The organism is Vibrio casei (assembly GCF_002218025.2).
Taxonomy (GTDB): domain Bacteria; phylum Pseudomonadota; class Gammaproteobacteria; order Enterobacterales; family Vibrionaceae; genus Vibrio; species Vibrio casei.
In genome coordinates this window covers 1,362,859-1,388,148 of record NZ_AP018680.1, presented here as the reverse complement: position 1 = coordinate 1,388,148, position 25,290 = coordinate 1,362,859, and the positions used below count along the sequence as shown (strand labels likewise).

Annotated in this window: 23 protein-coding genes, 2 tRNA genes and 1 pseudogene; 17 read left to right on the top strand and 9 right to left on the bottom strand. The window is 38.4% G+C overall.

All coding sequences use genetic code 11. The features are described 5' to 3' along the window. Nucleotides 1-230 precede the first annotated feature (230 nt). The 4 genes from potA (at nt 231) to VCASEI_RS06675 (ending at nt 4,249) form a co-directional block, all read left to right on the top strand. Nucleotides 231-1,373: a spermidine/putrescine ABC transporter ATP-binding protein PotA gene (gene potA / locus VCASEI_RS06690; protein ID WP_089110939.1), complete on the top strand. Its 1,143-nt coding sequence runs from the start codon at nt 231-233 to the stop codon at nt 1,371-1,373. Between the two features lie 4 nt (nt 1,374-1,377). Further along, nucleotides 1,378-2,232, top strand: a complete 855-nt coding sequence (potB, locus tag VCASEI_RS06685) for a spermidine/putrescine ABC transporter permease PotB (RefSeq protein ID WP_089110938.1) — start codon at nt 1,378-1,380, stop codon at nt 2,230-2,232. After that, nucleotides 2,232-3,017, top strand: a complete 786-nt coding sequence (gene potC / locus VCASEI_RS06680; protein ID WP_374700981.1) for a spermidine/putrescine ABC transporter permease PotC — start codon at nt 2,232-2,234, stop codon at nt 3,015-3,017. Before potB ends, potC begins: the two co-directional genes overlap by 1 nt. A gap of 188 nt (nt 3,018-3,205) precedes the next feature. Then, nucleotides 3,206-4,249: an extracellular solute-binding protein gene (locus tag VCASEI_RS06675; RefSeq protein WP_089110937.1), complete on the top strand. Its 1,044-nt coding sequence runs from the start codon at nt 3,206-3,208 to the stop codon at nt 4,247-4,249. A gap of 88 nt (nt 4,250-4,337) precedes the next feature. On the opposite strand, the gene cobB is transcribed toward VCASEI_RS06675, so the two are convergent. Continuing rightward, a complete protein-coding gene (gene cobB / locus VCASEI_RS06670) occupies nt 4,338-5,048 on the bottom strand; it encodes a Sir2 family NAD+-dependent deacetylase (RefSeq protein ID WP_086958394.1) in 711 nt (236 codons plus the stop codon). A gap of 331 nt (nt 5,049-5,379) precedes the next feature. Here cobB and VCASEI_RS06665 point away from each other — a divergent pair. From VCASEI_RS06665 to VCASEI_RS06655, 3 genes and pseudogenes are all read left to right on the top strand, one after another. Continuing rightward, a pseudogene (locus VCASEI_RS06665) lies at nt 5,380-7,727 on the top strand (AAA family ATPase). Between the two features lies 1 nt (nt 7,728). Next, nucleotides 7,729-8,622: a mechanosensitive ion channel family protein gene (locus VCASEI_RS06660; RefSeq protein ID WP_086958392.1), complete on the top strand. Its 894-nt coding sequence runs from the start codon at nt 7,729-7,731 to the stop codon at nt 8,620-8,622. A 100-nt stretch (nt 8,623-8,722) separates the two neighbouring features. Then, nucleotides 8,723-8,992 (top strand): DUF2960 family protein, encoded by a 270-nt coding sequence (locus VCASEI_RS06655; RefSeq protein ID WP_086958390.1) that lies wholly within the window; start codon nt 8,723-8,725, stop codon nt 8,990-8,992. A gap of 78 nt (nt 8,993-9,070) precedes the next feature. Here the strand turns inward: VCASEI_RS06655 and nagK are convergent, their stop codons facing one another. Next, nucleotides 9,071-9,994 (bottom strand): N-acetylglucosamine kinase, encoded by a 924-nt coding sequence (nagK, locus tag VCASEI_RS06650; RefSeq protein WP_086958388.1) that lies wholly within the window; start codon nt 9,992-9,994, stop codon nt 9,071-9,073. Between the two features lie 264 nt (nt 9,995-10,258). Between nagK and VCASEI_RS06645 the strand changes: the two genes are divergently transcribed. The 4 genes from VCASEI_RS06645 to VCASEI_RS06630 all read left to right on the top strand — a co-directional run bounded on the left by VCASEI_RS06645 (nt 10,259) and on the right by VCASEI_RS06630 (nt 13,793). Next, nucleotides 10,259-10,747, top strand: coding sequence for an NlpC/P60 family protein (locus tag VCASEI_RS06645; RefSeq protein ID WP_086958386.1), 489 nt, complete (start codon nt 10,259-10,261; stop codon nt 10,745-10,747). Nucleotides 10,748-10,896: 149 nt separating this feature from the next. After that, complete coding sequence (locus VCASEI_RS06640; protein WP_086958384.1) at nt 10,897-11,760, top strand: fructosamine kinase family protein; 864 nt, start codon at nt 10,897-10,899, stop codon at nt 11,758-11,760. Between the two features lie 330 nt (nt 11,761-12,090). Then, entirely contained in the window at nt 12,091-12,288 is a 198-nt protein-coding gene (locus VCASEI_RS06635; protein WP_086958382.1) for a CPXCG motif-containing cysteine-rich protein, read from the top strand. 131 nt (nt 12,289-12,419) lie between these two features. Continuing rightward, nucleotides 12,420-13,793, top strand: coding sequence for an MATE family efflux transporter (locus tag VCASEI_RS06630; RefSeq protein WP_086958379.1), 1,374 nt, complete (start codon nt 12,420-12,422; stop codon nt 13,791-13,793). A gap of 110 nt (nt 13,794-13,903) precedes the next feature. Here VCASEI_RS06630 and VCASEI_RS06625 read toward each other — a convergent pair whose 3' ends face one another. Further along, nucleotides 13,904-14,788 (bottom strand): DNA ligase, encoded by an 885-nt coding sequence (locus tag VCASEI_RS06625; RefSeq protein WP_089110936.1) that lies wholly within the window; start codon nt 14,786-14,788, stop codon nt 13,904-13,906. Between the two features lie 217 nt (nt 14,789-15,005). Here VCASEI_RS06625 and hxpB point away from each other — a divergent pair, with 217 nt between their 5' ends. Then, on the top strand, nt 15,006-15,659 hold the full coding sequence (gene hxpB / locus VCASEI_RS06620) for a hexitol phosphatase HxpB (protein ID WP_086958375.1): 654 nt from the start codon (nt 15,006-15,008) through the stop codon (nt 15,657-15,659). Between the two features lie 114 nt (nt 15,660-15,773). Here the strand turns inward: hxpB and VCASEI_RS06615 are convergent, their stop codons facing one another. From VCASEI_RS06615 to VCASEI_RS06605, 3 genes are all read right to left on the bottom strand, one after another. Continuing rightward, nucleotides 15,774-16,832, bottom strand: a complete 1,059-nt coding sequence (locus VCASEI_RS06615) for a quaternary amine ABC transporter ATP-binding protein (RefSeq protein WP_086958373.1) — start codon at nt 16,830-16,832, stop codon at nt 15,774-15,776. Continuing rightward, on the bottom strand, nt 16,832-17,725 hold the full coding sequence (locus VCASEI_RS06610) for an ABC transporter permease (RefSeq protein WP_086958371.1): 894 nt from the start codon (nt 17,723-17,725) through the stop codon (nt 16,832-16,834). Before VCASEI_RS06610 ends, VCASEI_RS06615 begins: the two co-directional genes overlap by 1 nt. Before the next feature lie 89 nt (nt 17,726-17,814). Then, nucleotides 17,815-18,819 (bottom strand): glycine betaine ABC transporter substrate-binding protein, encoded by a 1,005-nt coding sequence (locus VCASEI_RS06605; protein WP_086958369.1) that lies wholly within the window; start codon nt 18,817-18,819, stop codon nt 17,815-17,817. A 295-nt stretch (nt 18,820-19,114) separates the two neighbouring features. On the opposite strand from VCASEI_RS06605, the gene mobA reads away from it, so the two are divergent. From mobA to VCASEI_RS06580, 5 genes are all read left to right on the top strand, one after another. Next, entirely contained in the window at nt 19,115-19,696 is a 582-nt protein-coding gene (gene mobA / locus VCASEI_RS06600) for a molybdenum cofactor guanylyltransferase MobA (RefSeq protein ID WP_086958367.1), read from the top strand. A gap of 187 nt (nt 19,697-19,883) precedes the next feature. After that, nucleotides 19,884-19,960, top strand: a tRNA-Val gene (locus tag VCASEI_RS06595). A 31-nt stretch (nt 19,961-19,991) separates the two neighbouring features. Beyond that, a tRNA-Val gene (locus VCASEI_RS06590) sits at nt 19,992-20,068 on the top strand. Between the two features lie 331 nt (nt 20,069-20,399). Next, nucleotides 20,400-21,716: a dicarboxylate/amino acid:cation symporter gene (locus VCASEI_RS06585; protein ID WP_086958365.1), complete on the top strand. Its 1,317-nt coding sequence runs from the start codon at nt 20,400-20,402 to the stop codon at nt 21,714-21,716. 187 nt (nt 21,717-21,903) lie between these two features. Continuing rightward, nucleotides 21,904-22,788, top strand: a complete 885-nt coding sequence (locus VCASEI_RS06580) for a DMT family transporter (RefSeq protein WP_086958363.1) — start codon at nt 21,904-21,906, stop codon at nt 22,786-22,788. 50 nt (nt 22,789-22,838) lie between these two features. Here the strand turns inward: VCASEI_RS06580 and thiE are convergent, their stop codons facing one another. The 3 genes from thiE to thiD are packed head-to-tail and all read right to left on the bottom strand — an operon-like array spanning nt 22,839 to nt 25,284. Then, a complete protein-coding gene (gene thiE, locus VCASEI_RS06575; protein ID WP_086958361.1) occupies nt 22,839-23,537 on the bottom strand; it encodes a thiamine phosphate synthase in 699 nt (232 codons plus the stop codon). Beyond that, nucleotides 23,534-24,382: a hydroxyethylthiazole kinase gene (gene thiM / locus VCASEI_RS06570; RefSeq protein WP_226983374.1), complete on the bottom strand. Its 849-nt coding sequence runs from the start codon at nt 24,380-24,382 to the stop codon at nt 23,534-23,536. The genes thiE and thiM overlap by 4 nt, the downstream gene beginning before the upstream one ends. 53 nt (nt 24,383-24,435) lie before the next feature. Further along, complete coding sequence (gene thiD / locus VCASEI_RS06565; RefSeq protein ID WP_086958359.1) at nt 24,436-25,284, bottom strand: bifunctional hydroxymethylpyrimidine kinase/phosphomethylpyrimidine kinase; 849 nt, start codon at nt 25,282-25,284, stop codon at nt 24,436-24,438. Nucleotides 25,285-25,290 lie beyond the last annotated feature (6 nt).

Below are 25,290 nucleotides of genomic sequence, written 5' to 3'. Positions count from 1 at the left end.
TTAAATATGTCTAAATTTGTAAAATGCTTTTATTTTCAACATATTAATTTCTATATTGGATTCTTTTTTGTATCTATCCTCTTTATAACGGATAATTGAGCCATTGATTAAAAACAATGCCTGCTATTTATTGTTAAAAATGACTATGAATTACGGCTCATGACGACTATGATCCGCCCTCAATTTTTTGTGTGTAACAGCGCTTTCTATACTTTGGAGAAATACAGAAATTGGATGTTGAACAATCACAAGGCTCAACTGTCATTCAATTGACGGGTATAAGCAAAAGCTTCGATGGTAAGACTATCATCGAACATCTAGATTTAAGTGTAAAACATGGTGAATTTCTTACTATTCTTGGCCCTTCTGGCTGTGGTAAAACAACGGTCTTAAGAATGATAGCTGGGTTTGAAACTGTCGATTCCGGCTGTATTCTACTTGCTAATAATGACGTCACCAAACATCCCCCAGAGAAAAGACACGTCAATACAGTATTTCAAAGTTATGCACTCTTTCCTCATATGAGCGTATTTGAAAATGTTGCTTTTGGTTTACGAATGCAAAAAGTTGCACAGACTGAAATTGATACTAGAGTGTATGAAGTTTTAAAAATGGTTCGATTAGATACCATGGCGCAACGTAAGCCACATCAATTATCAGGCGGGCAACAACAACGTATTGCTATTGCACGCGCCGTTGTTAATAAGCCAAAGGTACTGTTACTTGATGAATCACTTTCTGCGCTGGATTACAAACTTAGAAAGCAAATGCAACTTGAGTTGAAACAACTGCAGCGCCAACTTGGTATTACCTTTATATTCGTAACTCATGATCAAGAAGAAGCATTGTCCATGTCCGATCGTATTATTGTAATGCGTGATGGGGTAATTGAACAAGATGGCTCACCTCGTGAAATTTATGAAGAACCAAGTAATTTATTTGTAGCCAGTTTTATCGGTGAAATTAACGTGTTTGAAGCTAAAGTCGTTCACCGACAAGATAGCAAGACTATTGTGGCCGAAATAGAAGGGATAGAATCAACGGTACACTACAAAAAACCGGTTGAAAGTGGCCAGCGTCTTAATGTGATGCTTCGCCCAGAAGATATTCGTATTGAAGAAATTAAAGAATCAGAAAATTTTGGCATTGTTGGTCATGTTACTGAACGAACCTATAAAGGCATGACGTTAGATTCCGTTGTCGAATTAGAATCAGGTATGCGAGTAATGGTCAGTGAATTTTTTAATGAAGATGACCCTGATGTGGATCATTCGATTGGTCAGAAAGTCTCTATCACTTGGGTCGAAAGCTGGGAGGTTGTACTGCCTTATGATAATAGCGTAGCCACAATAACTACAACAGTTAATGAGTAACGAGATGAAGAAGTTCAACCTGCAAAGTAGCATTGTACTCTTAATTGTATTTTGGTTAATGTTGTTTGTTTTCATTCCAAATTTGATGATCATTGTCACCAGTTTTCTCACCCGTGATGAAGCAAACCTGATTGAGTTGACATTCACATTAAGTAATTACACTCGATTACTCGACCCCCTGTATGCCAAAGTTATGCTTCATTCTCTTTATATGGCGATTGTTGCAACGGGTTTATGTTTAATTATAGGCTACCCTTTTGCTTATATTGTCGCAAAAATGCCACCTAAAATGCGCCCTATTATGCTGTTTTTAATCATTGTGCCTTTTTGGACAAATTCACTGATTCGGACATACGGTTTAAAAATTGTTTTAGGTACACAAGGCATATTAAATAAAAGCTTTATGGCAATTGGCCTTACTGATCACCCCATTCGTATTATGTATAGCGAAACTGCCGTGATGATTGGCTTAGTTTACATATTACTTCCATTCATGATTCTGCCTCTATATTCTGCTTTGGAAAAGTTGGATCGCTCATACATAGAAGCGGCACGAGATCTTGGTGCAAATAAAATTCAAACGCTACTAAAGGTCACTTTACCTTTAACAATGCCCGGAATTATTGGAGGTTGTTTACTAGTATTGCTTCCCGCTTTAGGGATGTTCTACGTGTCTGATTTATTAGGTGGTGCGAAAAATTTATTAATTGGTAACGTAATAAAGAGCCAAGTTTTGAATGCTCGGGATTGGCCATTTGGAGCCTCAACGAGCATTGCACTTACATTGGTAATGGCATTAATGATTTATGCTTATTATCGTGCAGGTAAGTTTATGAATAAGAAAGCGGAACTAGACTAATGAAGAAACCTATTGGTGCGAACATTGCCAAATCTAGCTTCATGAGTTTGGTATATTTATTTCTATATTTACCCATTATTGTCTTAATTGTGAACTCCTTTAATGCTAGTAAATTTGGTATTAAATGGGATGGTTTTACGACAAAGTGGTATTCAGCATTATTTAATAATGACAGCCTTATTCAAGCGGCCGGTCATTCGATTACTATTGCCATTTTATCTTCAACTGCGGCAACTGTTATCGGTAGCTTAACTGCCGTTGCTTTATTTCGTTATAAATTTAAAGTAAAACCTGCTGTTAATGGTTTATTGTTTGTAGTCATGATGTCGCCAGATATTGTTATGGCTATTTCACTATTAGCTTTGTTTTTGGTAGTTGGATTTCAGTTAGGTTTGATTACCCTATTGATTTCACACATTACATTTTGTTTACCTTTCGTCGTCGTCACAGTTTATAGCCGATTAAAAGGATTTGATGTCAAAATGTTAGAGGCGGCGAAAGACTTGGGGGCAAGCGAATGGACGATTCTTAAAAGAATCATATTTCCTTTAGCAAAACCTGCCATAGCTGCAGGTTGGTTACTCAGCTTTACCCTATCCCTTGATGATGTGATTATTAGCTCATTTGTGACCGGGCCAAGTTATGAGATCCTACCTTTGAAAATTTACTCTATGGTTAAAGTGGGTATATCACCAGAGGTGAATGCTTTGGCAACAGTAATGTTAGTTGTATCATTGATGCTAGTTATTCTTTCACTGCTACTCGCTAGAGACCGAATTAAGTAAATTCCAGCTTGTTTCGTCAGCTATTACGTCATCAAGCAGATAGAGACGAGCACCTTACAAATCATAAAACATCTTGATTTGTTATATGGAATAAAATTGATAAATGGTTTAAAAATGGATTTATCTGTCTATACTTCACACTATTTTGAAAATGATACTAATAACACCATTCAAACTGGGAGTCACCAATGAAAACATGGTCTAAGTTCCTTGTAGGAGCAACGCTTGCCACCTCTTTAACAGCAAGTTATGTTCAAGCTAACGACAAAGAACTCTATTTCTATAATTGGTCTGAGTATATTCCAAGTGAAGTACTTCAAGATTTTACAAAAGAAACGGGAATCAAAGTTATTTATTCAACTTATGAATCCAATGAATCCATGTATGCCAAGCTGAAAACCCAAGGTAAAGGTTATGATCTTGTTGTGCCTTCAACATATTTCATTTCAAAAATGCGTAAAGAAGGCATGCTAAGGGAAATAGATAAATCAAAGTTATCTCACTTTGCTGATTTGGATCCAAATTATTTAAACAAACCATTTGATCCAAATAATAATTACTCTATTCCTTATGTTTGGGGGGCAACGGGAATCGGTATCAACACCGATATGTTAGACAGATCTAGCATCGATAAATGGGATGATTTATGGGATCCTAAATGGGTTGGACAGTTAATGATGATGGACGACCCTCGAGAGGTATTCCAAATTGCCTTAACTAAATTAGGTTACTCTGGAAATACACAAGATCCTACGCAAATCAAAGAAGCCTATGAAGAACTAAAAAAATTAATGCCTAACGTATTAGTTTTTAATTCAGACTTTCCAGCTAATCCATACTTAGCCGGTGAAACCTCTTTGGGTATGCTATGGAATGGCTCGGCTTATGCTGCTCGTAAAGAAGGCGCTCCTATTCATATTATTTGGCCAGAAAAAGGTACTATATTTTGGATGGATAGCTTAGCGATCCCTTCGGGGGCTAAAAATGTGGATGCCGCTTATAAGATGATTGATTTCTTATTGCGCCCAGAAAACGCAGCTAAAATAGCTGTAGAAATTGGCTACCCTACACCAGTGAAAACCGCATATCCATTATTACCAAAAGATTTTTCTAACGATGACAACGTGTTCCCACCACAGAAAATATTGGACTCAGGTGAGTGGCAAGATGATGTTGGTGAAGCAAATGTTCTTTATGACGAATACTTTCAAAAGCTAAAGGTCAACATGTAATTCTATTCATGACCAATTATAAAACCCGCCACTTTTATTCATAAGCTGGCGGGTTTTATTTATAGTTTATACAAAGGCTTCCATATGCTCATGAAAGGAGTTCATTAACCAATTTAGGCACTTCTATACTGGCTTTACCATATCTTTTTTCTAAAAACTCACTTTGTACTGCACTTGGCTCTAAATTAATTTCGATGGTATGAGCACCATGCATTTTGGCATCGTGAACAAAACCAGCAGCAGGGTATACAACCCCTGATGTGCCAATAGACACAAACAGGTCGGCTTGTTCAATAATTGAATATATCTCTGCCATTTGTAGTGGCATTTCTCCAAACCAAACGATATGGGGACGTAAAGGATTTGGGATTTGACAACAATGGCATAAGTCTTCTACAGAAAGCCCTTCAATATGTTCGATAACTTGATTCGATTCAGGGCAACGTACTTTTAATAGCTCACCATGCATATGAATAATCCGTTCACTACCCGCTCGCTCATGTAGATTATCGATATTCTGTGTAATCACCGTCACTTTTCCATCTAACTTTTTCTCAAGCTCAGCTAGGGCAATATGTGCAGAGTTAGGTGCAAGACCGGGTTCATGTAAGCTAGCTCTTCGTTGATTATAAAATTCTTGAACTAATTTAGGATTTTCAATATAACCTTCAGGTGTCGCGACATCTTCAATTTTATGGTTTTCCCATAATCCATCTTGAGATCGAAAAGTTTGAATACCAGATTCGGCCGAAATGCCCGCACCAGTTAGTATTACAATATTTTGATAAGGAAAATGCATTCTAAGTCCTTTTATCATTTCATTTTATGTAGATGGATACCAAGCATGTTGATTTAACTCTTTCCTATAGACTTAATTTACCTTTTTTAAGCCCCATTTAATATTTCAAATTAAAAACTTATGGGTGAGATCGAAATTTGTAGCCATAATGAAATAAGTAAAGGATTATCTTAATACTGATTTAATTGCTTGTGGTTACCAGTCCAATGTCTTAAGTGCCACCCCAGTATAAAGGATGTGATAATGAAAACTTCAAGCTGCTATCAATCAACTTAGTATTGTATACTCGTTTACAAAAATAAGTCCATTCAACCATTTATAAGTGAAGTTTATGGGTCATACCATTCGAATAATGTTTATTCTGTTGATATTTGTCTCTCTATCTGCAAAGGCAGAATGGGAACCAAACAATCAATCCCAAATCCCGAAAGTAACACCAGCAGCTCAAAGAGTAGCCGAACAGGTTAATAAATTACCCGATCCTCTTTTCATGATTGAAGCTGATCATTCTCAGGTGGATGAACTATTATCCACCACCCTTTATCAAATTGATCTAGGCATTAAAGGGTTTGAGCAATCTTTAAAAAGCTATCGTACTTTGGGTGACCAGCGCTCTTGGTTCAGTGTTCAAGAATATTATTTGACGATGCATAGCTATAGCCAATCAAAACAAGATTTACTAAAATTAGCTCAAGCTCGTATTTATAATAAACTGACTGGATTTGGCCCTTATGGTGTAACTCAATTTAAGACCGAACTGCACTTAACTGAGTTGAATGCTCAATATTTGGTTTACTATCAAATACAGAGTTTTAAAGCCTTTATTAAAGACTTAACAATATCTCCTGTTCCAGTTATAGCAATGGTTGTGAAGTTATTTCTTATATACTTACTATTGTCTTGGTGGCTAAGAAATAGCAATGATATTATTCGACATTTTCGGAAAAATAAATTAGAAACTGCCTCTGCCCCTTCCATTTGGATCCGATTAATTTGGTATGTCAGTAAAGCAAACCGCCCTATTGCTTGGCTCATTGCGATTACAGTTTCCTTGGACATTTTATCAACACTCCAAAGTCTACAACACGTTAAATTCCTAGATATCTTTACCTGGTGGATTCTTGGTGGCTCAATAGCGGTTAAATTTATACTGGAGTTTGCTTATCGAAATAGTCGCTCTACCACCAAAGATATTACCGCCATACGTTTATCCACCATTCGCTATTACGTCTGGAGTGTCATTGGCGCAGGCGTTATTTTACAAATGGCTGAGACTACCATTGGTGAAGGGACGATTTATCACTGGATATCCAGCTTATTGTTTCTTTGGTTCATTTTTGTTTCTGTATTGGTACTACGAAAATGGAAACCGTATGTTTTCAGTGAGACAAATATAAGTCTTGAAATGCCAGTTTGGGCATCCTGGGCGGTAAGTAAAAAGAACTCTTTTGGTTTGTCGACAATTGCAACCGCAATTATGACTTTCTGGTTAATCACTAGAAACATAAAACAATTTGTGATCACCAATTTGTCTCAATATGCTTTTTTTAGCCAAGCACTGGCTTATCTATTCAGAATTGAAGTAGCCAAACAAAGTGATAATGGTGCACCAATACGAATCTAGTGAAATTGAAAGGTGATGACATATATAACTATGTTTTACCGGGCAAAGAAGATAGTGCATTAATTGGGTATGCGACGGAAGAAATTAAAGAGTTATCCCGCTACATTTTATCTGACAGCCCAGCCATGTGTGTCGTTTCTGGAGAGCGTGGTATTGGCACCACAACCCTAGTAAAGCAAATACTATATCGTGTGAACAATGCTGAAGCTATTTACTTGAATTGCCCAAATTCTGGATATTCTGACTTAGTATCAGAACTTGCGGTTCAAATAGGGTTAGATGCACAAGCTAGCGATATACAAGTACTGGCTTACCTTCGTAAAAGTGAAGTCAATTATCTTATTGCCGTTGATAATGCCCAACGTTTAGTCAAACCTATGGTTGGCGGTCTTACTGGATTAATGAAATTTACCAATTTAATGCGACGCTCTAAAAAGAACCATAGAATCTTATTAGCCATAGAGAAATCAAGCTGGCGTTTTGTCGATAGAGCAAGAGGTGAACGCTTATTGTTTGATTTGGTCACTTTTATGCCTCGTTGGTCTGAAGCACAAATTTCCGAGCTATTAAACTCTCGATTAAACCAAAATGTTGATAATCCAGTATCCTTTGATGACCTTTCTTTACCAAAGCAATGGGATCAAGATGATGTATCAGAAGAAGAACGTGCCCAACGAGGTTTCTATCGAATACTTTGGCATTATGCTGATGGAAATCCAACCGTTGCGCTTCGCTTCTTCAGGCTCTCTTTACGCCGTGATCAAAAAACCGAAAAAGTGGTGGTGCGTTTGTTCCAAGCGCCTCAAGCTGATGAATTGGAAAAAATGCCGAAACCAATGCTTGCTATATTACGCTCTATTGTTCAACTAGAGATGTCGACCCCTGAAGATCTATCTGAATGTACCCAACTCACCATTCCTGAGGTGATTGGTACCCTACGTTATTTTGAAAGCCGTGGGTACATTGAGTGGACCGGAGATAAAGCAAGAATTTCAGAACATTGGTATCGTTTCATTACCAATGCCTTACACCGCCAACATTTATTGGTAAAATAATATGAAAAAGATTTTATCCTTTTTATTGCTCATAACATTTAGCATCAATGTCTTTGCCAGCGTTGAAGACACCTCAGCTCACTTAGAAAATATCAGTCAATTTACCAGCCTTATTCGCTGGGGTGGTGTTGTATTTTCTTTTGTGATCATTTTAGCTTCTTGGATTTTATTACGTTTCACCAATAAGTTAGTTGAAACCTTTAGCTCCCAATTTGTGCAATACCGAATGGTGCTCCAAAAGCTTCAATCTTTCTTTCAATTTTTTGTTTATATGAGCGCGGGCCTTGTTGTTTTTATGGTCAGCTTTAGAATAAATGATCAAATTCTTACTTTAATTGGAGGAACATTAGCAGTTTCGATAGGCTTTGCATTGAAAGACCTTGCAGCGTCTTTTATTGCGGGTTTAACCGTTATGATTGATCGTCCATTTCAAGTTGGTGACCGCGTCACTTTTGAAGGTAACTATGGAGATATAATCACAATTGGATTGCGTTCTGTCCGGATGAGAACACCGACAGATGACATCATTACCATTCCCAATAATAAATTTTTAAGTGAAGTCACGATGAGTGGGAACTATGGTGCACTTGATATGCAGTGCGTTATCCCCTTTTATATTGGCATGGATCAAGATATTGACTTAGCTCGTAATTTAATTCAAGAAGCCGCCTCTTCAAGCCGTTACATCCACTTACCTAAACCTGTCGTAGTATTGGTTAGCCAAGATATTGCTGATAACTACCTTGCCATAAAGCTTACGTGTAAAGCTTATGTTGTGGATACAGCGTATGAAAAATTATTTGAGACTGATATTACCTTACGAGTAATGAAAGAGTTTAGAAAAAATAATATCCATCCGCCTATGATTGCCGTTCGTACCACTATGCAGCCATAGAGTTTCTTCGTGATATTTGTGTATTAAAAGGTATAATTATCCTATTGGCTCTTTAAAACAGTAGTATTTGCTTGCTACTGTTTTTTATTGGAATATTTTTATGTCTCGCACCATCGTTTACACATATAAAGACGAACAAAAGACACTACCGTTCAGCTATCGTGATTTTCATTCCATCCATGAGGCGGTTGCATCTCATGAAGGTATTGATATTCGCGATTACTTGAAAATGGAGCAATCAATTGAAGCCATTTCAGATACTAAAACCGTGCGTGAGTATCGAGATGCGCATTTTAAAAAGCTAGGATTTGGTAAGATAACATTAATACCGAAGGAAAATATTGGGATAGGCCAAAAAAAGAAATCATGACCAATATACATAGTAAATATGAATAATAAAAAGGGCTCACTTTACAATGAGCCCTTTTACCTATAACTCTGATACTATTTAATTAATATTCAAAAAAGCAGCACCTCGTACACCACCAGAGTCACCGTGTTTGGCTTTTAAAATCGTAGGTATTTTTCCAACGGAAAGCAGATACTTTGGAATTCGTTTTGGCATTTCTTCGTAAATTAAATCGAAATTGGATAAACCACCGCCAAGAACTACCACATTAGGATCAAAGGCAGTAAAAATATTCCCTAAACAAATCGCAAGAAGCTCCATGAATCGATCAACGTGTTCAACCGCTTTCTCTTCACCGCTCTGATGGTTGGTAATTATATCGATCGCTTTTATGTGTTCACCATAATAATGTTGGTATAACTGCTCGAAGCCTCGACCTGAAAGGTAATTATCAATGCAGCCTTTTTTATCACAACCACAGTCAAATAAAGGCGCATTAATTCCTTCTTTGCTGTCATTTAAATAAAACCAACCATCAATCGGCATACGTGTATGCCCTATTTCACCAGCAACATGACTTCGGCCTGATACCACATGGCCATTAATAACAATGCCACCACCAAATCCAGTCCCTAGAATTAACCCTAATATCGATTCTTTGCCTTGATGCTCTTCATCCCAAGCCTCTGACAAAGCGAAACAGTTGGCATCATTTTCGACTCTAACAGGGCGACCAACTAATGCTTCTAAATCGTCACGAAGTTTTTTACCTTTTGCTGCTGGAACGTTCGAGGTTAAAACGGCCCCATCATCAACACTTTCCATCCCAGGAATACCAATACCAATTGTCCCCTTAATGCCAAATTCACTATCGTATTTATTGACTAGCGCATGTAAAGCATGAAGCAAAGCTTGATAATCATCACCAGGTGTTGGCACTCGTTCCGTTGCCATACGTTCTAACTTATCGTTAAATGCACCAAACTCAATTTTGGTACCACCAACATCAAAACCGTAATACATCCCTATTCTCCACAACATCTAAATTAAAAATAAAACTAAAAGCATTATCCACAAACTGATTGCGCAAACTGTGATTAGCGACGAAGTTACTTATGAGTAAAATCTGTTTGCTCATTTATAAATCAATGACTTTTTTCATTTTGCACGTAATAGAAACTTTAACTTTATGTAAAACATCCTTTACTATCACACCGATGACCTTGAGTAATCGTCTATCATCGATTATAAAGGTGATGAATTCATGATTTTTAGGCGCTTTCGTTTATGAAAAAGACATCTCTATTTTTTATTTTCATATCCAGTTTCCTGGTTGGCTGCGCCTCCCAACCTCAAATACCGTTAGCGCTTACAACACCAACACAGTCCCCTCTCATGCAAGAAGAACAGCAGGAAGTAAGCGAGTTATACCAATCTTGGGAAGGTGTCCCTTATCAATTTGGCGGCGCAAGTAAAAAAGGCATTGATTGTTCCGCTTTTATGCAAGTTGCCATGTCTACAGTGTACCAATTGCATTTACCTCGTTCTACTGAATTACAAAGCAAGCAAGGCAAATATATCAGTGAAGAAAAAGCGACCTTTGGCGATCTCGTTTTTTTCAAAACGGGATGGAACCAGCGCCATGTTGGCCTGTACTTAGGTAATAAAGAGTTTATGCATGCTTCAACATCTAAAGGAGTTATTATCTCCCGTTTAGATAATCCTTACTGGGCTGATAAATTCTGGCAGTTCAGACGAGTGAATCCAAATATCTAACCAGCTAAAAGCGTTATTGATATCACAGACTATATTAATAGTGTTAACGCCTTATAGGTTAAAGTTATTTTTGCGAAATAGTTCTCTAATTTGAAAGTTAAGCTAAGCTAATGTCATGAACTGATAAATGGTAAAGGTCTGGAGGCTATATGTGGCATGCTATCGCTCAACAGTTATCAGAAGTTCTTGCATTTGATTTTATTATTCGAGAAAAAGAACGTTTAAGTGACGGGGATTGTAATACTTGTTACATGATTTCGGATGGTGAAGAACGTTATTTTGTAAAAGTGAATGACCGTGAGTTTTTTTCTAAATTCGAATCCGAAATTGATAATTTATCTACCTTGTTGTCCACCAGTACTATCCGAGTTCCCCAACCGGTGACTTGCGGTATGACCAAAACTCATGCTTTTTTAGTTCTCAATTATTTACCGACAAAACCTTTAGCTGAACCAAAAGATGCATTTGATTTTGGCCAACAGCTCGCCATGCTACATCAATGGGGAGAACAAAAAGAATATGGCTATGATGCTGATACCTACGTAGGTTTGAACCTTCAACCTAATGCTTGGCATAAGCATTGGGGATTTTTCTTTGCCGAATACCGAATAGGTTGGCAGCTTCAATTACTCAAAGAAAAAGGATTAGATCTTGGAGATATTGATCAAACTGTCGAGCTCGTTAAGCAAACTTTAGGTGCACATTCCCCAAAACCGGCTTTACTTCATGGCAATTTAACATCTAATAATTATGCATTATCAGTTTCTGGAGCGATCAGTTACGACCCATCTAGTTATTGGGGAGATAGAGAATGTGATATTGCTATTATTGAAGCATTCACTGACTTAGATGATGAATTTTTTAAGGGTTATAACCGTGTTTATCCAATTACAGAGGGATATGCCAATCGTAAGCATGTTTACCAGTTATATTATTTACTTTGCCGTTGTAATGAGCTTGGCGGCGACTACTTAGTGCAATGCTTAGATAAAATCAGCCAACTTGATTTATAACTCATAGTTAATTTATCAATTTAATTAACAACGCTTAAAACTGAGATTTCAGTCATATAAAAATGATAATAAAATACTATTCTTACATTAAAATCATAAGCAATGCGATTGAGATTTGAATCTCAATCATCTATTGATTAATTTACCAATAAGCATCAAATAAAAATCATCAATTCATCTTATAAGTTTGCTCTAATTCAATCTTTTCGCTTAATTTCAATCATGAACTAACTTGTAGGGTTATGATGAATGTAAGCCAAAATATTATTTTCATTCAACTTAATTTTGTAGTTCATAAGGCTTTACACGGGACGTATAGTGAGGGAAGCAATGATAAAATACACGGAAAAAAGAGCCCCTTGTCCGCATTGCGGGCATCAAATAGGAATGACAGTCGACTCATCCATTGGGAATCAAGATTTTTATGATGACTGTCCCGCATGTCGTCATGCTATTCACTTAGAGCTTAAAATCGACGACTCTCATGTGAAATTAACCATAGGTGCTGAAGACCATTCAATTTTTTAAAGGTTGTTCGTTAACCTTACTGTTTCTAAGCCCCTGTTCATGGGGCTTTTTTATTCTATATTATTTATATCGCTATAATAAAAGTAATCGCTATAATCTACTTCTAAATTTTAACGTTGTTAGGAGAATGTGTGCATCGTTATCGTAAAGAAAGTTCTATTCTCGTTAAGTTAGCGACCCCAGTTTTACTTGCCTCTGTCGCACAAACGGGTATGGGATTTGTAGATACCGTAATGGCTGGCGGCGTAAGTGCGACAGATATGGCCGCTGTTGCGGTTGCTTCAAGTATATGGCTACCTTCAATTTTATTTGGAATAGGCTTATTGTTGGCGTTAGTTCCCGTCGTTGCTCAATTGAATGGCTCGGGGCGTCAAACCCGAATTGCTCATGAAATTCAGCAAGGCTTTTACTTGTCTTTTCTCGTAGCGATCCCCATTGTGCTAGTGTTATCTCAAACTCAGCATATTTTGTCGATGATGAAGATAGAGCCAGTGATGGCAGCCAAAACAAACGGTTACATGTTTTCAATGATCTTTGCTGTGCCTGCTTTTTTGCTATTTCAAACATTACGCTGCCTTTCTGATGGTCTATCTTTAACCAAACCTGCCATGATTTTGGGCTTTATTGGGCTTGGATTAAACGTTCCTTTGAACTGGATTTTCGTATACGGTAAATTCGGAATGCCAGAGCTAGGGGCTGTGGGGTGTGGTGTTGCAACGGCTATTGTGTATTGGGTTATGTTTCTATGTATGCTTGGCTATGTCATCACAGCAAAAAGATTCAAGAATATTCATATCTTTACCGAGTTCCATAAACCTAATTTGCATTCATTAACACGCTTATTTCGCCTTGGTTTTCCAATTGCGGCCTCTATCTTTTTTGAAGTGACTTTATTTGCCGTTGTTGCCCTTCTTATAGCACCTCTTGGCCCTATTGTCGTTGCTGCTCACCAAGTGGCCATTAACTTTGCTTCCATGGTATTTATGCTACCAATGAGTATTGCTGCAGCCGTAAGTATCCGTGTAGGTCACCAATTAGGTGAGCATAATGTCGATGGAGCAAAAATATCTTCTCATGTTGGGTTAATTGTCGCGTTTGTGACGGCGTTAATGACAGCCGCATTAACGATTATTTTCCGTGAACACATCATTGAGCTATACACAGACAACAAAGAAGTATTGCAAATAGCATTGCACCTTTTATTTATGGCAGCCGTTTATCAATGTAGTGATGCCATTCAAGTAGTTGCTGCAGGTGCTTTGCGTGGCTATAAAGACATGAATTCGATACTAAGCCGTACCCTATTTTCATACTGGATAGTTGGTATGCCAGTTGGTTATATTCTTGGTATGACAGATTGGGTTACAGACAAAGCCATGGGAGTCGATGGTTTTTGGATTGGGATTATTCTAGGTTTAACCATGGCCGCTATTCTGCTTTCTGTCCGCCTCTATTGGTTACATAAACAAACCGATGAAGTTCAGTTGGAGTTCGCTGGTCGATAAATTAACGGAGCAAACTTAAAAGATATTCCCTCTATCTATAAAGGCTCGAGCGATTCGAGCCTTTATTATTTGTATCGATCTTTATTTGTAAATAAAATTAATCATGGCTATTATATATCGGTTCTTTGCTTAGTGAATCGAGCAAATCTTGGTAAGCCGGTATGAGTCAGTCCATTAAATCGAAAATTCACAACGCTACCTAAAGCGGGAGGGTCTTCTCGCAATTGATCGCTAAGCCCAGATCCAAGATAAAATGTTTTTCCCTCTTTCCACTTCACCCATAAAGATCCAACTTTGCCTTTGTATTTTCCATTTCCTGATTTGTAACCAATGACAATAGCTTCATCATCTTCGTAAGATTTAACTTTCAGTAAATCATCACTTCTACCCGATAGAAAAAGACTATGGATATTTCGCAACATAATGCCTTCCCCATTGCTGTGTTCAATGGTATCGAGCACTTTGTCCAGTTCCGAATGAGAAGAAATAGGATATTGCTTAACCAGTTGAATATTGATTGATTTCATTCCATGTAATAGCGATTTTAAATCCATGTAGCGAGTTGCATAGCGCTCACGACTGCTAGCAAGATCAAAAACCATAAATTGTATATTCTTCCAGTCTTCTGTATTTGGCTTAGTATCTAAAACGGTTTTTTGTACATGATTAAATTGGCCTCGACCAGCCCACAGCTCACCGTCTAATGCGATACTAGGCATTGATTCTATAAACCAATGCGGTGCAACAATCGGTTTGCCTTGTCGAGTATAAAACATGTCACCATTCCAATAGGCTCGAATACCATCATATTTTTCACTGTACCAGTAGTCTTGTAGTGAAATATTGTCTTTAAATTCATTGGCTAATGGCAATAATATTGAGCTGCTAGAAGAAGCTACTACATCTGGTTTTAATCGTGTTTCTGACGCTGCAGTGATGGTAGTTAATGTTAATCCTGCCACTAATATTGAAGGCGATATTTTTTTAACGTGCATATGAATAAACTTAAATTGCGATATATGTAGATTAAATTTATTACATGGACATACATACGCCACTTATTGCATAAAATGCTGCGAGGGTAACAATAAAATCATATCGGTAACAAACACATCAATTACAATTTTTCACCATCAATGTTGTTATTTTCAGTTTAAAACCTGCATGATAGTCTTGGTTATGATGTCATTATAAATTTTAAAGAGAGAAAACATGATTAAAGCTGCTGTGTTTGATATGGATGGTTTGATGATTGATTCCGAACCATTTTGGCAACAAGCCCAACTTGAAATTTTTCCTAAAGTCGGTGTTGAACTGACATTACAAGATACGATTGATACAACAGGGATTCGTATCGATCAAATCGTTGAGATTTATTACCGAAAATCGCCTTGGAATGACTTAAGTTGTGAAGAAGTGTGTGACCTAATACTTGCTCGTGTTATTGAATTGGTCAAAGAACACAAGCCTATGATGCCTGGTTTATTTCATGCTATGGAAACCTGCCAGCAACAAGGTTTAAAAATTGCACTCGCATCATCATCACCAATAGTATTGATTCAAGCCGCTTTAGAGGCACTAGAATTGAAGGATGTATTTGAGGCTGTATTATCGGCTGAAGGCCTTCCTTATGGTAAACCTCATCCAGAAGTTTATCTTAACGCTGCAAATGCATTAGACGTCTCTCCATTAGATTGTGTTGCCTTAGAAGATTCTTTCACGGGTTTACTCGCAGCAAAAGCCGCACAGATGAAAACCATCGTGATTCCAGAACATTCTCAACGAGAACAACCTCGCTTTGTGATTGCCGACCGTCAATTGACATCACTGGAACAAATTACCCCTGAGTTACTGCAAAGTTTGTAAGTAACAAGATTTGTAAGCGGTAAAGCTTATAAGTGACTAGACAATGCTCTTAAATAAAAGCGGCTGTCCACATAGCCGCTTTATTCTCGTCCTACCAATGTATTTATTGAGCCACTATTGTAATATTTGCGCTAACTTCGAAGCTTGAACTTTTCCAATAAGTTTTCCTGTTGAATCCATCACTGCTATAGGGAACTTACTTTCCAATACCCTAGACATCACTGACTCTAATGTATGATCACAGGTTACTGCACGATGAATCTCTATATCACCATCCCACTCATCAAGCGGTTCCATAACCGTACGCACCGTTAATGCCCTAGCTCGATTAATGTCTTTAACAAACGAAGCGACATAGTCCGTGGTTGGATTAAGTAAAATATCAATAGGAGAACCTTGTTGAACTAATTCACCATCTTTCAAAATGGCAATACGGTCCCCTAGTCTCAACGCTTCGTCAAGATCATGAGTGATAAAGATAATCGTCTTATTCAATTTTTGTTGTAAGTCTTTAAGCTGCAGTTGCATTTCACTACGAATAAGTGGGTCGAGCGCTGAAAATGCTTCATCCATGAGTAAAATGTCAGCATCTGTACATAATGCACGAGCTAATCCAACGCGTTGCTGCTGCCCACCAGACAGCTGATTCGGATACTGCTTTTCATAGCCTTTTAAGCCTACAATGTCGATCCAATGGGATGCTTTGTGATAACACTCTTCTTGGCTCAATTTTTGGATTCGTAAACCGTAAGCGACATTTTGAATAACCGTTCTATGCGGCAATAAACCAAAACGTTGAAAAACCATCGACATTTTATGCCGACGTAACGCTTGAATGCCTTTTGAGGACAAAGAGCAGATATCTTTTCCATCAAGCTCAATAACACCGGCAGTCGGCTCAATCAAACGATTGAAATGACGAATCAGGGTAGACTTGCCCGAACCAGAGAGCCCCATAACCACAAACGTTTCACCTTGATTGATATCAAGGTTGATATTATTTAAACCAACGCTCAAGTTAGACTCTTGCATGAGCTGCTCTTTACTTTTACCGCTTTGTAACTGTGCTATGGCGTCAGTGGCATTTTCGCCAAAAATTTTATACAGGTTTTTAATTCGAATATGGGGCACTTTTAAAGGTGATGGAGCGTTACTTGAAAGCGAATTTTTCATTACTTTGATCCCCCGAGGTGCTGCTGAGTACGTTTGGCATAGCTTTGTGTCACTCGATCAAAAATAATCGCTAATGCAACAATGGCTAAACCATTCAACAACCCAAGAGTAAAATACTGGTTCGTAATCGATTTCAAAACCGGTTGCCCTAGCCCTTTAACACCAATCATTGAAGCAATCACCACCATCGCCAATGCCATCATTATTGTTTGATTGATACCTGCCATGATATTTGGCATTGCCAATGGAATCTGCACACCAAATAAACGTTGAAAACGATTCGCACCAAAAGCAGTTGAAGCTTCTAATACTTCTTTATCCACTAAACGAATACCAAGATTGGTAAGCCTAATCACCGGGGGAATTGCATAAACTACCACCGCTATTAATCCTGGGATTTTGCCGATACCCAGTAACATCACAATGGGAATAAGGTAAACGAAAGCGGGCATGGTTTGCATGATATCAAGTAATGGCGTCACTATGCGTTGTATTCGGTTAGAGCTTGCCATCGCGATCCCCGTTGGAACACCGAGGACAATGGCCACAAACGTAGAAACCAAAATAATACTCATGGTTCTCATGGTGTCTTCCCACATTCCGAAATACCCAATTAAGAAAAAGGCAACAACAACACTTAATGACAACTTCCAAGAACGGCTTGCGATGAAAGATAATATCGCCAGTATGCCAATGACTAACCACCATGGAGTGGTCAATAATAACTTTTCAAACCCAACTAGAAAAGATAATAACGGGTGGAAAAAAGACTCTATGCTATCGCCATACTGACGAGAAAAATCACGATAAGCCGAATCTAACGTTCTTCTTATCCATAACAGGCTATCTCGATCTAATTCAGGAAACTCAGTGAACCAACTAGGAAAAGACATTCAACTTCCATTATTTAACATTTAATTTTACGAAACATGTAATAACCCCAATCGACACTTTTAAAATGAATTGTCGATTGGGGTTATTCTCATAACTGATTAACAGCAGATTCAACCGATTGTAAGGCTTGTCCAGTTAACCATGTTGACCAAATATCTTTGTGTTTCAACATAAATTCTTCCATGGCCATTTCACCATCAGCTTGATTATCTTCCATCCACGCTAGCATATTATTCATTTGCTTATTGGTGTAGGCCCTTTTACTTAAATAACTCATGGCATCAGGCGCTCGAGTAGCAAAAGATTCCGTTACGACGGTATCGACTTTTGAGGGTGGCCACATAATAGGTTTAGGGTTTTTACATTCAACTTGAGTAATACATTCTTGATAGTGCTTGGCATCGGTTCCCTTTCCAAACTCTACTTTTACCATTGGGTATTTGCCTAATACCGCCGTAGGTGCCCAATAATAACCAAACCAAGGTTCTTGCCGTGAATAGGCTTTGGCAATCGTCGCAGCAAGCGCCGCACCGGATCCGGGATCAACTTGTTCAAATCCTGACTTTTTCAACTGCAAAGCATCAAAAATGTGACCCGCTGAAATTTGACATGTCCAGCCAGCAGGACAAGTGTAAAAAGCATACTTACTGTCATCTTCTGGGTGCGTAAATAAGGTTGCATTTGCCTTGACCCCCTCAATGGTGGCAAGACTTGGATCTTTATCTACCATATATTGTGGTATCCAATATCCTTCTTCACCACCATCAGATAGGCTTTGAACAGCAAATCGAAGACGCTTTTCTTTTACTCCATTTTCGAGTAGTTCTTTAGCGGAGTTGCTCCACAATTCTGGTGCAATATCAGGCTCACCTTTTTCAACCATAGACGTTGTGGTTGGCACGGTATCACCTGGTACAAGTTCAACATCACAATGATAAGCATGTTCTAAAATAAATTTATCGACATGCGCCATGAGCGTGGCAGAACTCCAATTCATATCAGCAATTGAAACAGAGCCGCATCCAGAAGCAAAGCTTGGTAAAGGGAATGTTGACGCAAGCAAAAAAGTTGAAGCACAGAGTAATCTCTTCATGAACCTATCCTTATGGTTTTCATTGTTTTATTTATCGTACTATATTTGAAACATCGAATTTTAATCGATGTTTAAATTATAGATATAAAACAAGATAGTGCTTTTTTGTAAAGTAAGAGTTTATATCAAGCATTAAACAAACGGGCTATTTTGCTAAAAAATGAGTCAAGTTTAAGCTTGGATGTGGAATCCATCGCGAGATTAACCGATCTCGCAAAAGAATTACTGGAAAATAGTGCCAGTCTTGTTATAACAGGCATCATTTTCGCAAACTCCTTTTTTATAGAGATACATTATGCTAACACCAGAAAAAATTGATTGGGTAGTACTTGCAGGCGGCCAAGGATCTCGAATGGGCGGCGTCGATAAAGGATTAATTAAACTAAACGGTAAGCCTTTCATAGAGCATGTTATTGAGGCTCTTAAAACACAAACCTCATCCATTATTATTAATGCCAATCGTAGTCATGAAGAATATCAGGTTTATGCGCCTGTAATTTCCGATCACTTTGCCAACTACCAAGGCCCACTTGGTGGTATTCATGCTGGGCTTAGTTCCCCTGGTGATAATGATTGGGTTGGCTTCGTCCCTTGTGATAGCCCTAACATTCCAACTAATCTTGCTGAAACTTTTTGTCTTTCATGGAAAAGCGATGCCGATATATTAGTGGCACATGATGGTGATTTTTATCAACCTGTCTTTGCTCTCTTTCATCGTAGCGTTAAGGATAAACTCACTATGTTTTTAGAACGTGGCGATAGAAAAGCTATGTTATTTTATGCTGAATGTCAGGCGTACAAAGTAGACTTTTCTCATGCAAAAGAAACATTCATTAATCTCAACACCCCCGAGCAATTAAAAAGCTATTTAACTTAAGAGTCTATTTGTTATCGCCTTTTACCAGCGACTATTGATATAGCAGTCTAAATCACACGTCCATCAGTGTAAAAAAACACCACTCAGCCTATAAAGTCGACAAACACGCACAAAGTAAACATTTTCTTCTTGCAACCTTATGATAGCGTGGTTAATATCTTCCCCGTTCTAAGAATGCTTCAAAAATGCCCGCTTAGCTCAGTTGGTTAGAGTACTTGCATGACATGCAAGGTGTCACTGGTTCGAGTCCAGTAGCGGGCACCAATTTTTAAAGTGTTTTACCATATAGAACTACGCCCGCTTAGCTCAGTTGGTTAGAGTACTTGCATGACATGCAAGGTGTCACTGGTTCGAGTCCAGTAGCGGGCACCAATTGAAAGCCTGCTATTTATTTAGCAGGCTTTTTTTATAAGCTAAATCTTCCTCTTAATTGATTTTCTATTATTCTCTTATATTGATCTTTATAACAACATTAAAAGCTAATAATAGGCATAACCTTAGTGTTAATAATTTTTAAGTATGCATATATTAAGATAACAAGCCGCTAACATACTTACTTTGCACTTACAAATCACCCATTAAATGTGATCATCATCACGCAAGTTGAGCAAAGTTTGTTACAAAAAAATCGAAAATTGGAAATGTTCTGATACTCTCCTACCCACTTTGAAGTTCTACGAAGTAATTATATGGAGATCAGTTCATGACGAACGATAACAACAAGAACAAACGCTCACTCACAAGCCGAATTATTATCGGTATGGTTACCGGTATTCTTTGTGGTTTTTTAATCCGCACTTTCCTTTCTGGAAATGAAATTGTCGATGCTTATATCGTCAATGGCCTATTTGATGTTGGCGGTAAGATCTTTATTGCTAGCTTGAAGATGCTCGTTATTCCTCTTGTCTTTGTTTCTCTTGTTTGTGGTACCAGTTCTTTAAAGGACATCACAACCTTGGGCCGCTTAGGCGGTAAAACATTGGCTTTTTACATTGGTACTACAGCACTTGCTATTTCATTAGCGCTTGTTATGGGTATTTTCTTTCAACCGGGTTCAGGGGCCGATCTTACTTCTGCAACGACATTTAGTACGGCAGAAGCGCCATCACTAGGACAAGTTATTGTCGGTATGTTCCCAAGCAACCCTATGGCCGCAATGTCACAAGGTAATACACTGCAGGTGATCGTATTTGCGGTATTGTTTGGTATTGCCATCAGTCTTGCAGGAAAAGCAGGCCAGCGTGTTTCTGATTTCTTCAACGATGTGAACACTGTCATCATGAAGTTAGTCATGATTCTAATGGAAGTAGCACCTTACGGTATCTTCTTCTTGATGGCTAAGCTGTTTACTGGTCTTGGTTTGGATGCGATTGCTAATTTAGCGGCTTATTTCTTAGTATTAGTCGCGGCACTATTGATTCATGCTTTCATTACTTACAGTATCCTTCTGAAAGTATTGTCTGGATTAAATCCGATCATTTTCTGGAAGAAGATGAAAGATGCCATTATGTTTGCATTTTCTACCGCATCTTCTAACGCAACCATTCCTGTGACAATGGAAACCGCAACACACCGTATGGGAGTAAGTAATAAGATTGCTTCTTTTACGGTCCCTCTTGGTGCGACGATCAACATGGATGGTACTGCGATCATGCAAGGTGTCGCAACAGCCTTTATTGCTCAGGCATTTAATGTTGATTTATCCCTTGGCGATTACATGACGGTGATCTTAACCGCCACGCTAGCTTCTGTTGGTACGGCTGGTGTTCCTGGTGTTGGTTTAATCATGCTTGCTATGGTACTCAATCAAGTGGGTCTACCGCTTGAAGGGATTGCATTAATTATGGGTGTTGACCGCCTTCTTGATATGATCCGCACAGCGGTAAATATTACAGGTGACAGCGTTGTAACTTGTATTGTGGCCAAATCTGAAAATGAGTTGGATGTTGATACTTTCAATAACCCTAAAGCGGGTGAAATTAAGTTAGATTTAAAACATAAATCTGAATCTTTAAGCTAATACTCTTTCTCAGCTAAATCATAAAGCCCTAGTATATTCTGCTAGGGCTTTTTATTACCTAGATACTCACATGTCAGAGCAAGTAAATGGAATATCATCTATCTCTAAGTGATTTAAACACAAGATCTGGTATAAATTATTTTGCATGTTAAGCTAAAAAATCGCCTCACTATTGATAAGAAAAATAATGAATCAAGAAGCTAAAGCAACGCTAATATTAGTACTCACCACTGTGTTTGCTGGATTGGGTTGGATTTTTTCAAAACAAGCCATAGCGGGTCTTCCTCCTTTTGCTTTTATTGGTATCCGTTTTATTGCTGCGTCTGTTTTTCTTCTTCCTTTCTGCTATAAAACACTCTTCTTACTGTCCAAAAAGCAATTAATTAACGCTGCTTGTGTCGGGTTATTAATGTCGACTGCGCTTTTAACATGGGTCACTGCCATTTCAGTGACTGATACTCTTGCCGAAGGAGCATTTATTTCAAGTTTAGCCATGTTGTTTGCGCCCTTTGTCGCATGGGTACTATTTAAACAACGTCCTATTCGCATGTTTTGGATTTCTTTACCCTTTGCGATTTCGGGATTAGCGATGCTCTCTTTATCTAATGGTTATCATCATTCACCAAGCCAACTATGGTTTTTAATTTCAGCTATGCTGCTCGCCTTCCATTTTAATTTTAATGCTAAGTACGCCCAAAGTGTCCCAAGCCTAACTCTAGCCTGTATTCAATTATTTGTTGTCGGTGCAGTGGCGAGCATTGCATCGTTATGGTTAGAAAAATGGCCAAATGAAATCAGTGACATTACTTGGATGTGGTTAGCATTAAGTACTATTATTTCAACAAGTTTACGTTATGTTATGCAAACAGTTGGACAAAAACTAACGACCTCTGGCAACGCCGCCATTATCATGATTTTAGAACCTGTGTGGGCAAGTTCATTAAGTGTCGTGTTTTATGGTGACGATATGTCAGCAGGGAAAATAATGGGGTGTGGGCTCATTTTATGGTCTTTGTTTGTCTACCGTGGTGGGGCTAAATTATTAGAACGTAGAATCAAAAGAGACTCGTAAAACGTTCTAACGAATTTTAAGTTAACGATACTGATCGAGACCATATAAAGTTACTGTGTTTCAGATTTAATTAAAGCCACTAATTGAGCCGATGCTGCCTTAGGATCTTGCGCTGAAAAAATCGCGGAGACTAAGGCAATACTACCCACTTTAGTCTGTGCGATTCTGGCAATATTACCCTCGTCTATTCCACCAATTGCCACCAAAGGTAGCGCGCTACTCTTTACAGCTTGAGTTAACCCCTCAAGGCGCCATTCGTGCTTCGTATCACTTTTGGTTGCTGTATTAAAAATCGTGCTAATACCAAGATAATCAACTGGTAACATTTGAGCTTCAAGCAATTGTTGAGGCGTTTCGACCGTTAGCCCTAAAATCTTTTTCTCACCGATTAACTGCCTCGCCAATACTGCAGGCATATCACTTTGACCAAGATGGACCCCATCCGCTTCGACAGCAAGAGCAACATCAACGCGGTCATTGATGATAAAAGGAACATGAGTCTTCATGCCCATACCATCGACCCTTCGATTTAAATTAAATTGATCAATGACATATTTGACTGTTTCCGCCCTTTTAATAAAAGCCCGAATATCATTATCTTTATGTCTAAGCTGTACAATTGAAACACCACCGAATAAAGCCTCTCTTACAATATGAGCAAGTGTCTCGCCTGTACTGCGTTCATCTGAAACTAAATACAAAGGATAATCGAAAGTGGAGCCCTCTTGATGGTTTCTATTATCATTCATGAACATTCTTCACTGCTTAATGTGTATTCGATATCCCGGCTATTTAATAAATGTAATTGATCCAACACATTCATTTGCATTGAACCTGGCCCTTGGCTTTGTTTTTCTGCAAGCTCCCCTGCGACGCCTAACACCCCAGTTGCACATAATCCTGCATTGTCAAAATCTATAGCTGAAAATGCACCGGTTAAAGCCGTATGAGTACAGCCCATTCCCGTTACTTTCGGCATTAATGGACTACCATTACTTAATTTAATCACACTATCTTTATTCACTATAAAGTCATCTTTACCTGATATAACAACATGGTTTACGTGATACATCTCAATTAACTTTTTAGCTGCGATAACCGCGGACTCACTGCTATCTAAAGCATCTACGCCTTTCACTTGGCTTTGTACATTGGCCAATGCCATCACTTCAGAAGCGTTCGCTCGTATAATCAGTTTTTCGGCTAATTGACAAAATTCACGCGAGGTTTTGGTGCGTAATAGACTGGCACCACAACCGACAGGATCAAGTATGACAGGTTTACCACAAGTATTGGCTTGTTCAATAGCAAATCTCATACGTTCTATCCAAATAGAATCAAGCGTGCCTATATTCACCACCAAAGCACCTGAAAACGCCATTAGTTCAGCCATTTCTTGCCTGCTGTGTGCCATGATGGGAGAGGCCCCAATGGCAAGCAGAGCATTAGCTGTATTATTCATAACCACATAATTGGTCACACTCACCACTAATGGCCGTTGCTCACGTAAAGATTGCAGCGTATTCGCAATTTTTTGAGAAAGCGGAAAAGGGTGATGCTGCGTTTTTGATGTTTTCATAACCGGTGGATTCATAACAATACTCCGTAAATAAGCTCACAAGTATGGAACAGGTTGAAGAAAGAGATTTAACAAGGCAAATTATAAAAATGATGAACAGGCCCCGCTCCCTTCCCAACATTGAGCAAATCAGCTTGCACTAATGCATTAGAAAGATAAGTCTTAGCTAGGTCTATCGCTTGCGTTAATGGATAACCTTGCCCCAGATAAGAAGCAATCGCCGACGATAAAGTACAGCCAGTGCCGTGGGTATTTTTTGTGAATACCCTCTTATGGCTAAAAATCTCTACCATTTTTGGTGTCACTAACCAATCATTACTTTGCTCGCCACAAAAATGACCGCCTTTTAAGAGCACATTGATGTTATTAAGCGGTTCATGATCGCGAAGTTTTACAATGAAACCTTCAATCTCAGCTTCACTAGACGGCATATCACTGCCGATTAATAATGCCGCCTCAGGTAAATTTGGAGTAATCAAGCTCACTAAAGGAAAAAGCACCTCTTTCAGAGTTTCAATGGCTGATATTTGAATAAGTGGATCGCCACTGGTCGCCACCATCACCGGATCTAAAACCACAAATGGGGGTTGGTATTGTTTGATTTTCTCAGCAATCACCTTAATCACACTACAGTCATTAAGCATGCCTATTTTTACTGCAGCAATATCAATATCCTGAAATACCGCATCCAATTGCTGACCAATGAATTCTGCAGAAATAGAATAAATCCCACTCACACCCTGGGTGTTTTGCGCCGTTAATGCGGTAATAACGGAACAAGCATAACTTCCGGTTGCTGAAATCGCCTTAATATCGGCTTGAATACCTGCACCACCTCCAGAATCTGAACCGGCAATAGTAAGAATATTCACAATGTGAGAAATAGATGAAGATTGAGAGGTTGGCTTTTCAAGCATATTACT

Excerpts from the sequence above, each read along its gene's own strand:
- mobA (WP_086958367.1), top strand. The coding sequence starts at position 19,115 with ATGCTAACACCAGAAAAAATTGATTGGGTAGTACTTGCAGGCGGCCAA.
- VCASEI_RS06660 (WP_086958392.1), top strand. The coding sequence starts at position 7,729 with ATGAAAAAGATTTTATCCTTTTTATTGCTCATAACATTTAGCATCAAT.
- VCASEI_RS06635 (WP_086958382.1), top strand. The coding sequence starts at position 12,091 with ATGATAAAATACACGGAAAAAAGAGCCCCTTGTCCGCATTGCGGGCAT.
- potC (WP_374700981.1), top strand. The coding sequence starts at position 2,232 with ATGAAGAAACCTATTGGTGCGAACATTGCCAAATCTAGCTTCATGAGT.
- VCASEI_RS06615 (WP_086958373.1), bottom strand. The coding sequence starts at position 16,832 with ATGAAAAATTCGCTTTCAAGTAACGCTCCATCACCTTTAAAAGTGCCC.
- VCASEI_RS06580 (WP_086958363.1), top strand. The coding sequence starts at position 21,904 with ATGAATCAAGAAGCTAAAGCAACGCTAATATTAGTACTCACCACTGTG.
- potB (WP_089110938.1), top strand. The coding sequence starts at position 1,378 with ATGAAGAAGTTCAACCTGCAAAGTAGCATTGTACTCTTAATTGTATTT.
- VCASEI_RS06655 (WP_086958390.1), top strand. The coding sequence starts at position 8,723 with ATGTCTCGCACCATCGTTTACACATATAAAGACGAACAAAAGACACTA.
- VCASEI_RS06645 (WP_086958386.1), top strand. The coding sequence starts at position 10,259 with ATGAAAAAGACATCTCTATTTTTTATTTTCATATCCAGTTTCCTGGTT.
- thiD (WP_086958359.1), bottom strand. The coding sequence starts at position 25,284 with ATGCTTGAAAAGCCAACCTCTCAATCTTCATCTATTTCTCACATTGTG.
- hxpB (WP_086958375.1), top strand. The coding sequence starts at position 15,006 with ATGATTAAAGCTGCTGTGTTTGATATGGATGGTTTGATGATTGATTCC.
- nagK (WP_086958388.1), bottom strand. The coding sequence starts at position 9,994 with ATGTATTACGGTTTTGATGTTGGTGGTACCAAAATTGAGTTTGGTGCA.
- cobB (WP_086958394.1), bottom strand. The coding sequence starts at position 5,048 with ATGCATTTTCCTTATCAAAATATTGTAATACTAACTGGTGCGGGCATT.
- VCASEI_RS06585 (WP_086958365.1), top strand. The coding sequence starts at position 20,400 with ATGACGAACGATAACAACAAGAACAAACGCTCACTCACAAGCCGAATT.
- VCASEI_RS06610 (WP_086958371.1), bottom strand. The coding sequence starts at position 17,725 with ATGTCTTTTCCTAGTTGGTTCACTGAGTTTCCTGAATTAGATCGAGAT.
- thiE (WP_086958361.1), bottom strand. The coding sequence starts at position 23,537 with ATGAATGATAATAGAAACCATCAAGAGGGCTCCACTTTCGATTATCCT.
- VCASEI_RS06625 (WP_089110936.1), bottom strand. The coding sequence starts at position 14,788 with ATGCACGTTAAAAAAATATCGCCTTCAATATTAGTGGCAGGATTAACA.
- VCASEI_RS06640 (WP_086958384.1), top strand. The coding sequence starts at position 10,897 with ATGTGGCATGCTATCGCTCAACAGTTATCAGAAGTTCTTGCATTTGAT.
- thiM (WP_226983374.1), bottom strand. The coding sequence starts at position 24,382 with ATGAATCCACCGGTTATGAAAACATCAAAAACGCAGCATCACCCTTTT.
- VCASEI_RS06605 (WP_086958369.1), bottom strand. The coding sequence starts at position 18,819 with ATGAAGAGATTACTCTGTGCTTCAACTTTTTTGCTTGCGTCAACATTC.
- VCASEI_RS06675 (WP_089110937.1), top strand. The coding sequence starts at position 3,206 with ATGAAAACATGGTCTAAGTTCCTTGTAGGAGCAACGCTTGCCACCTCT.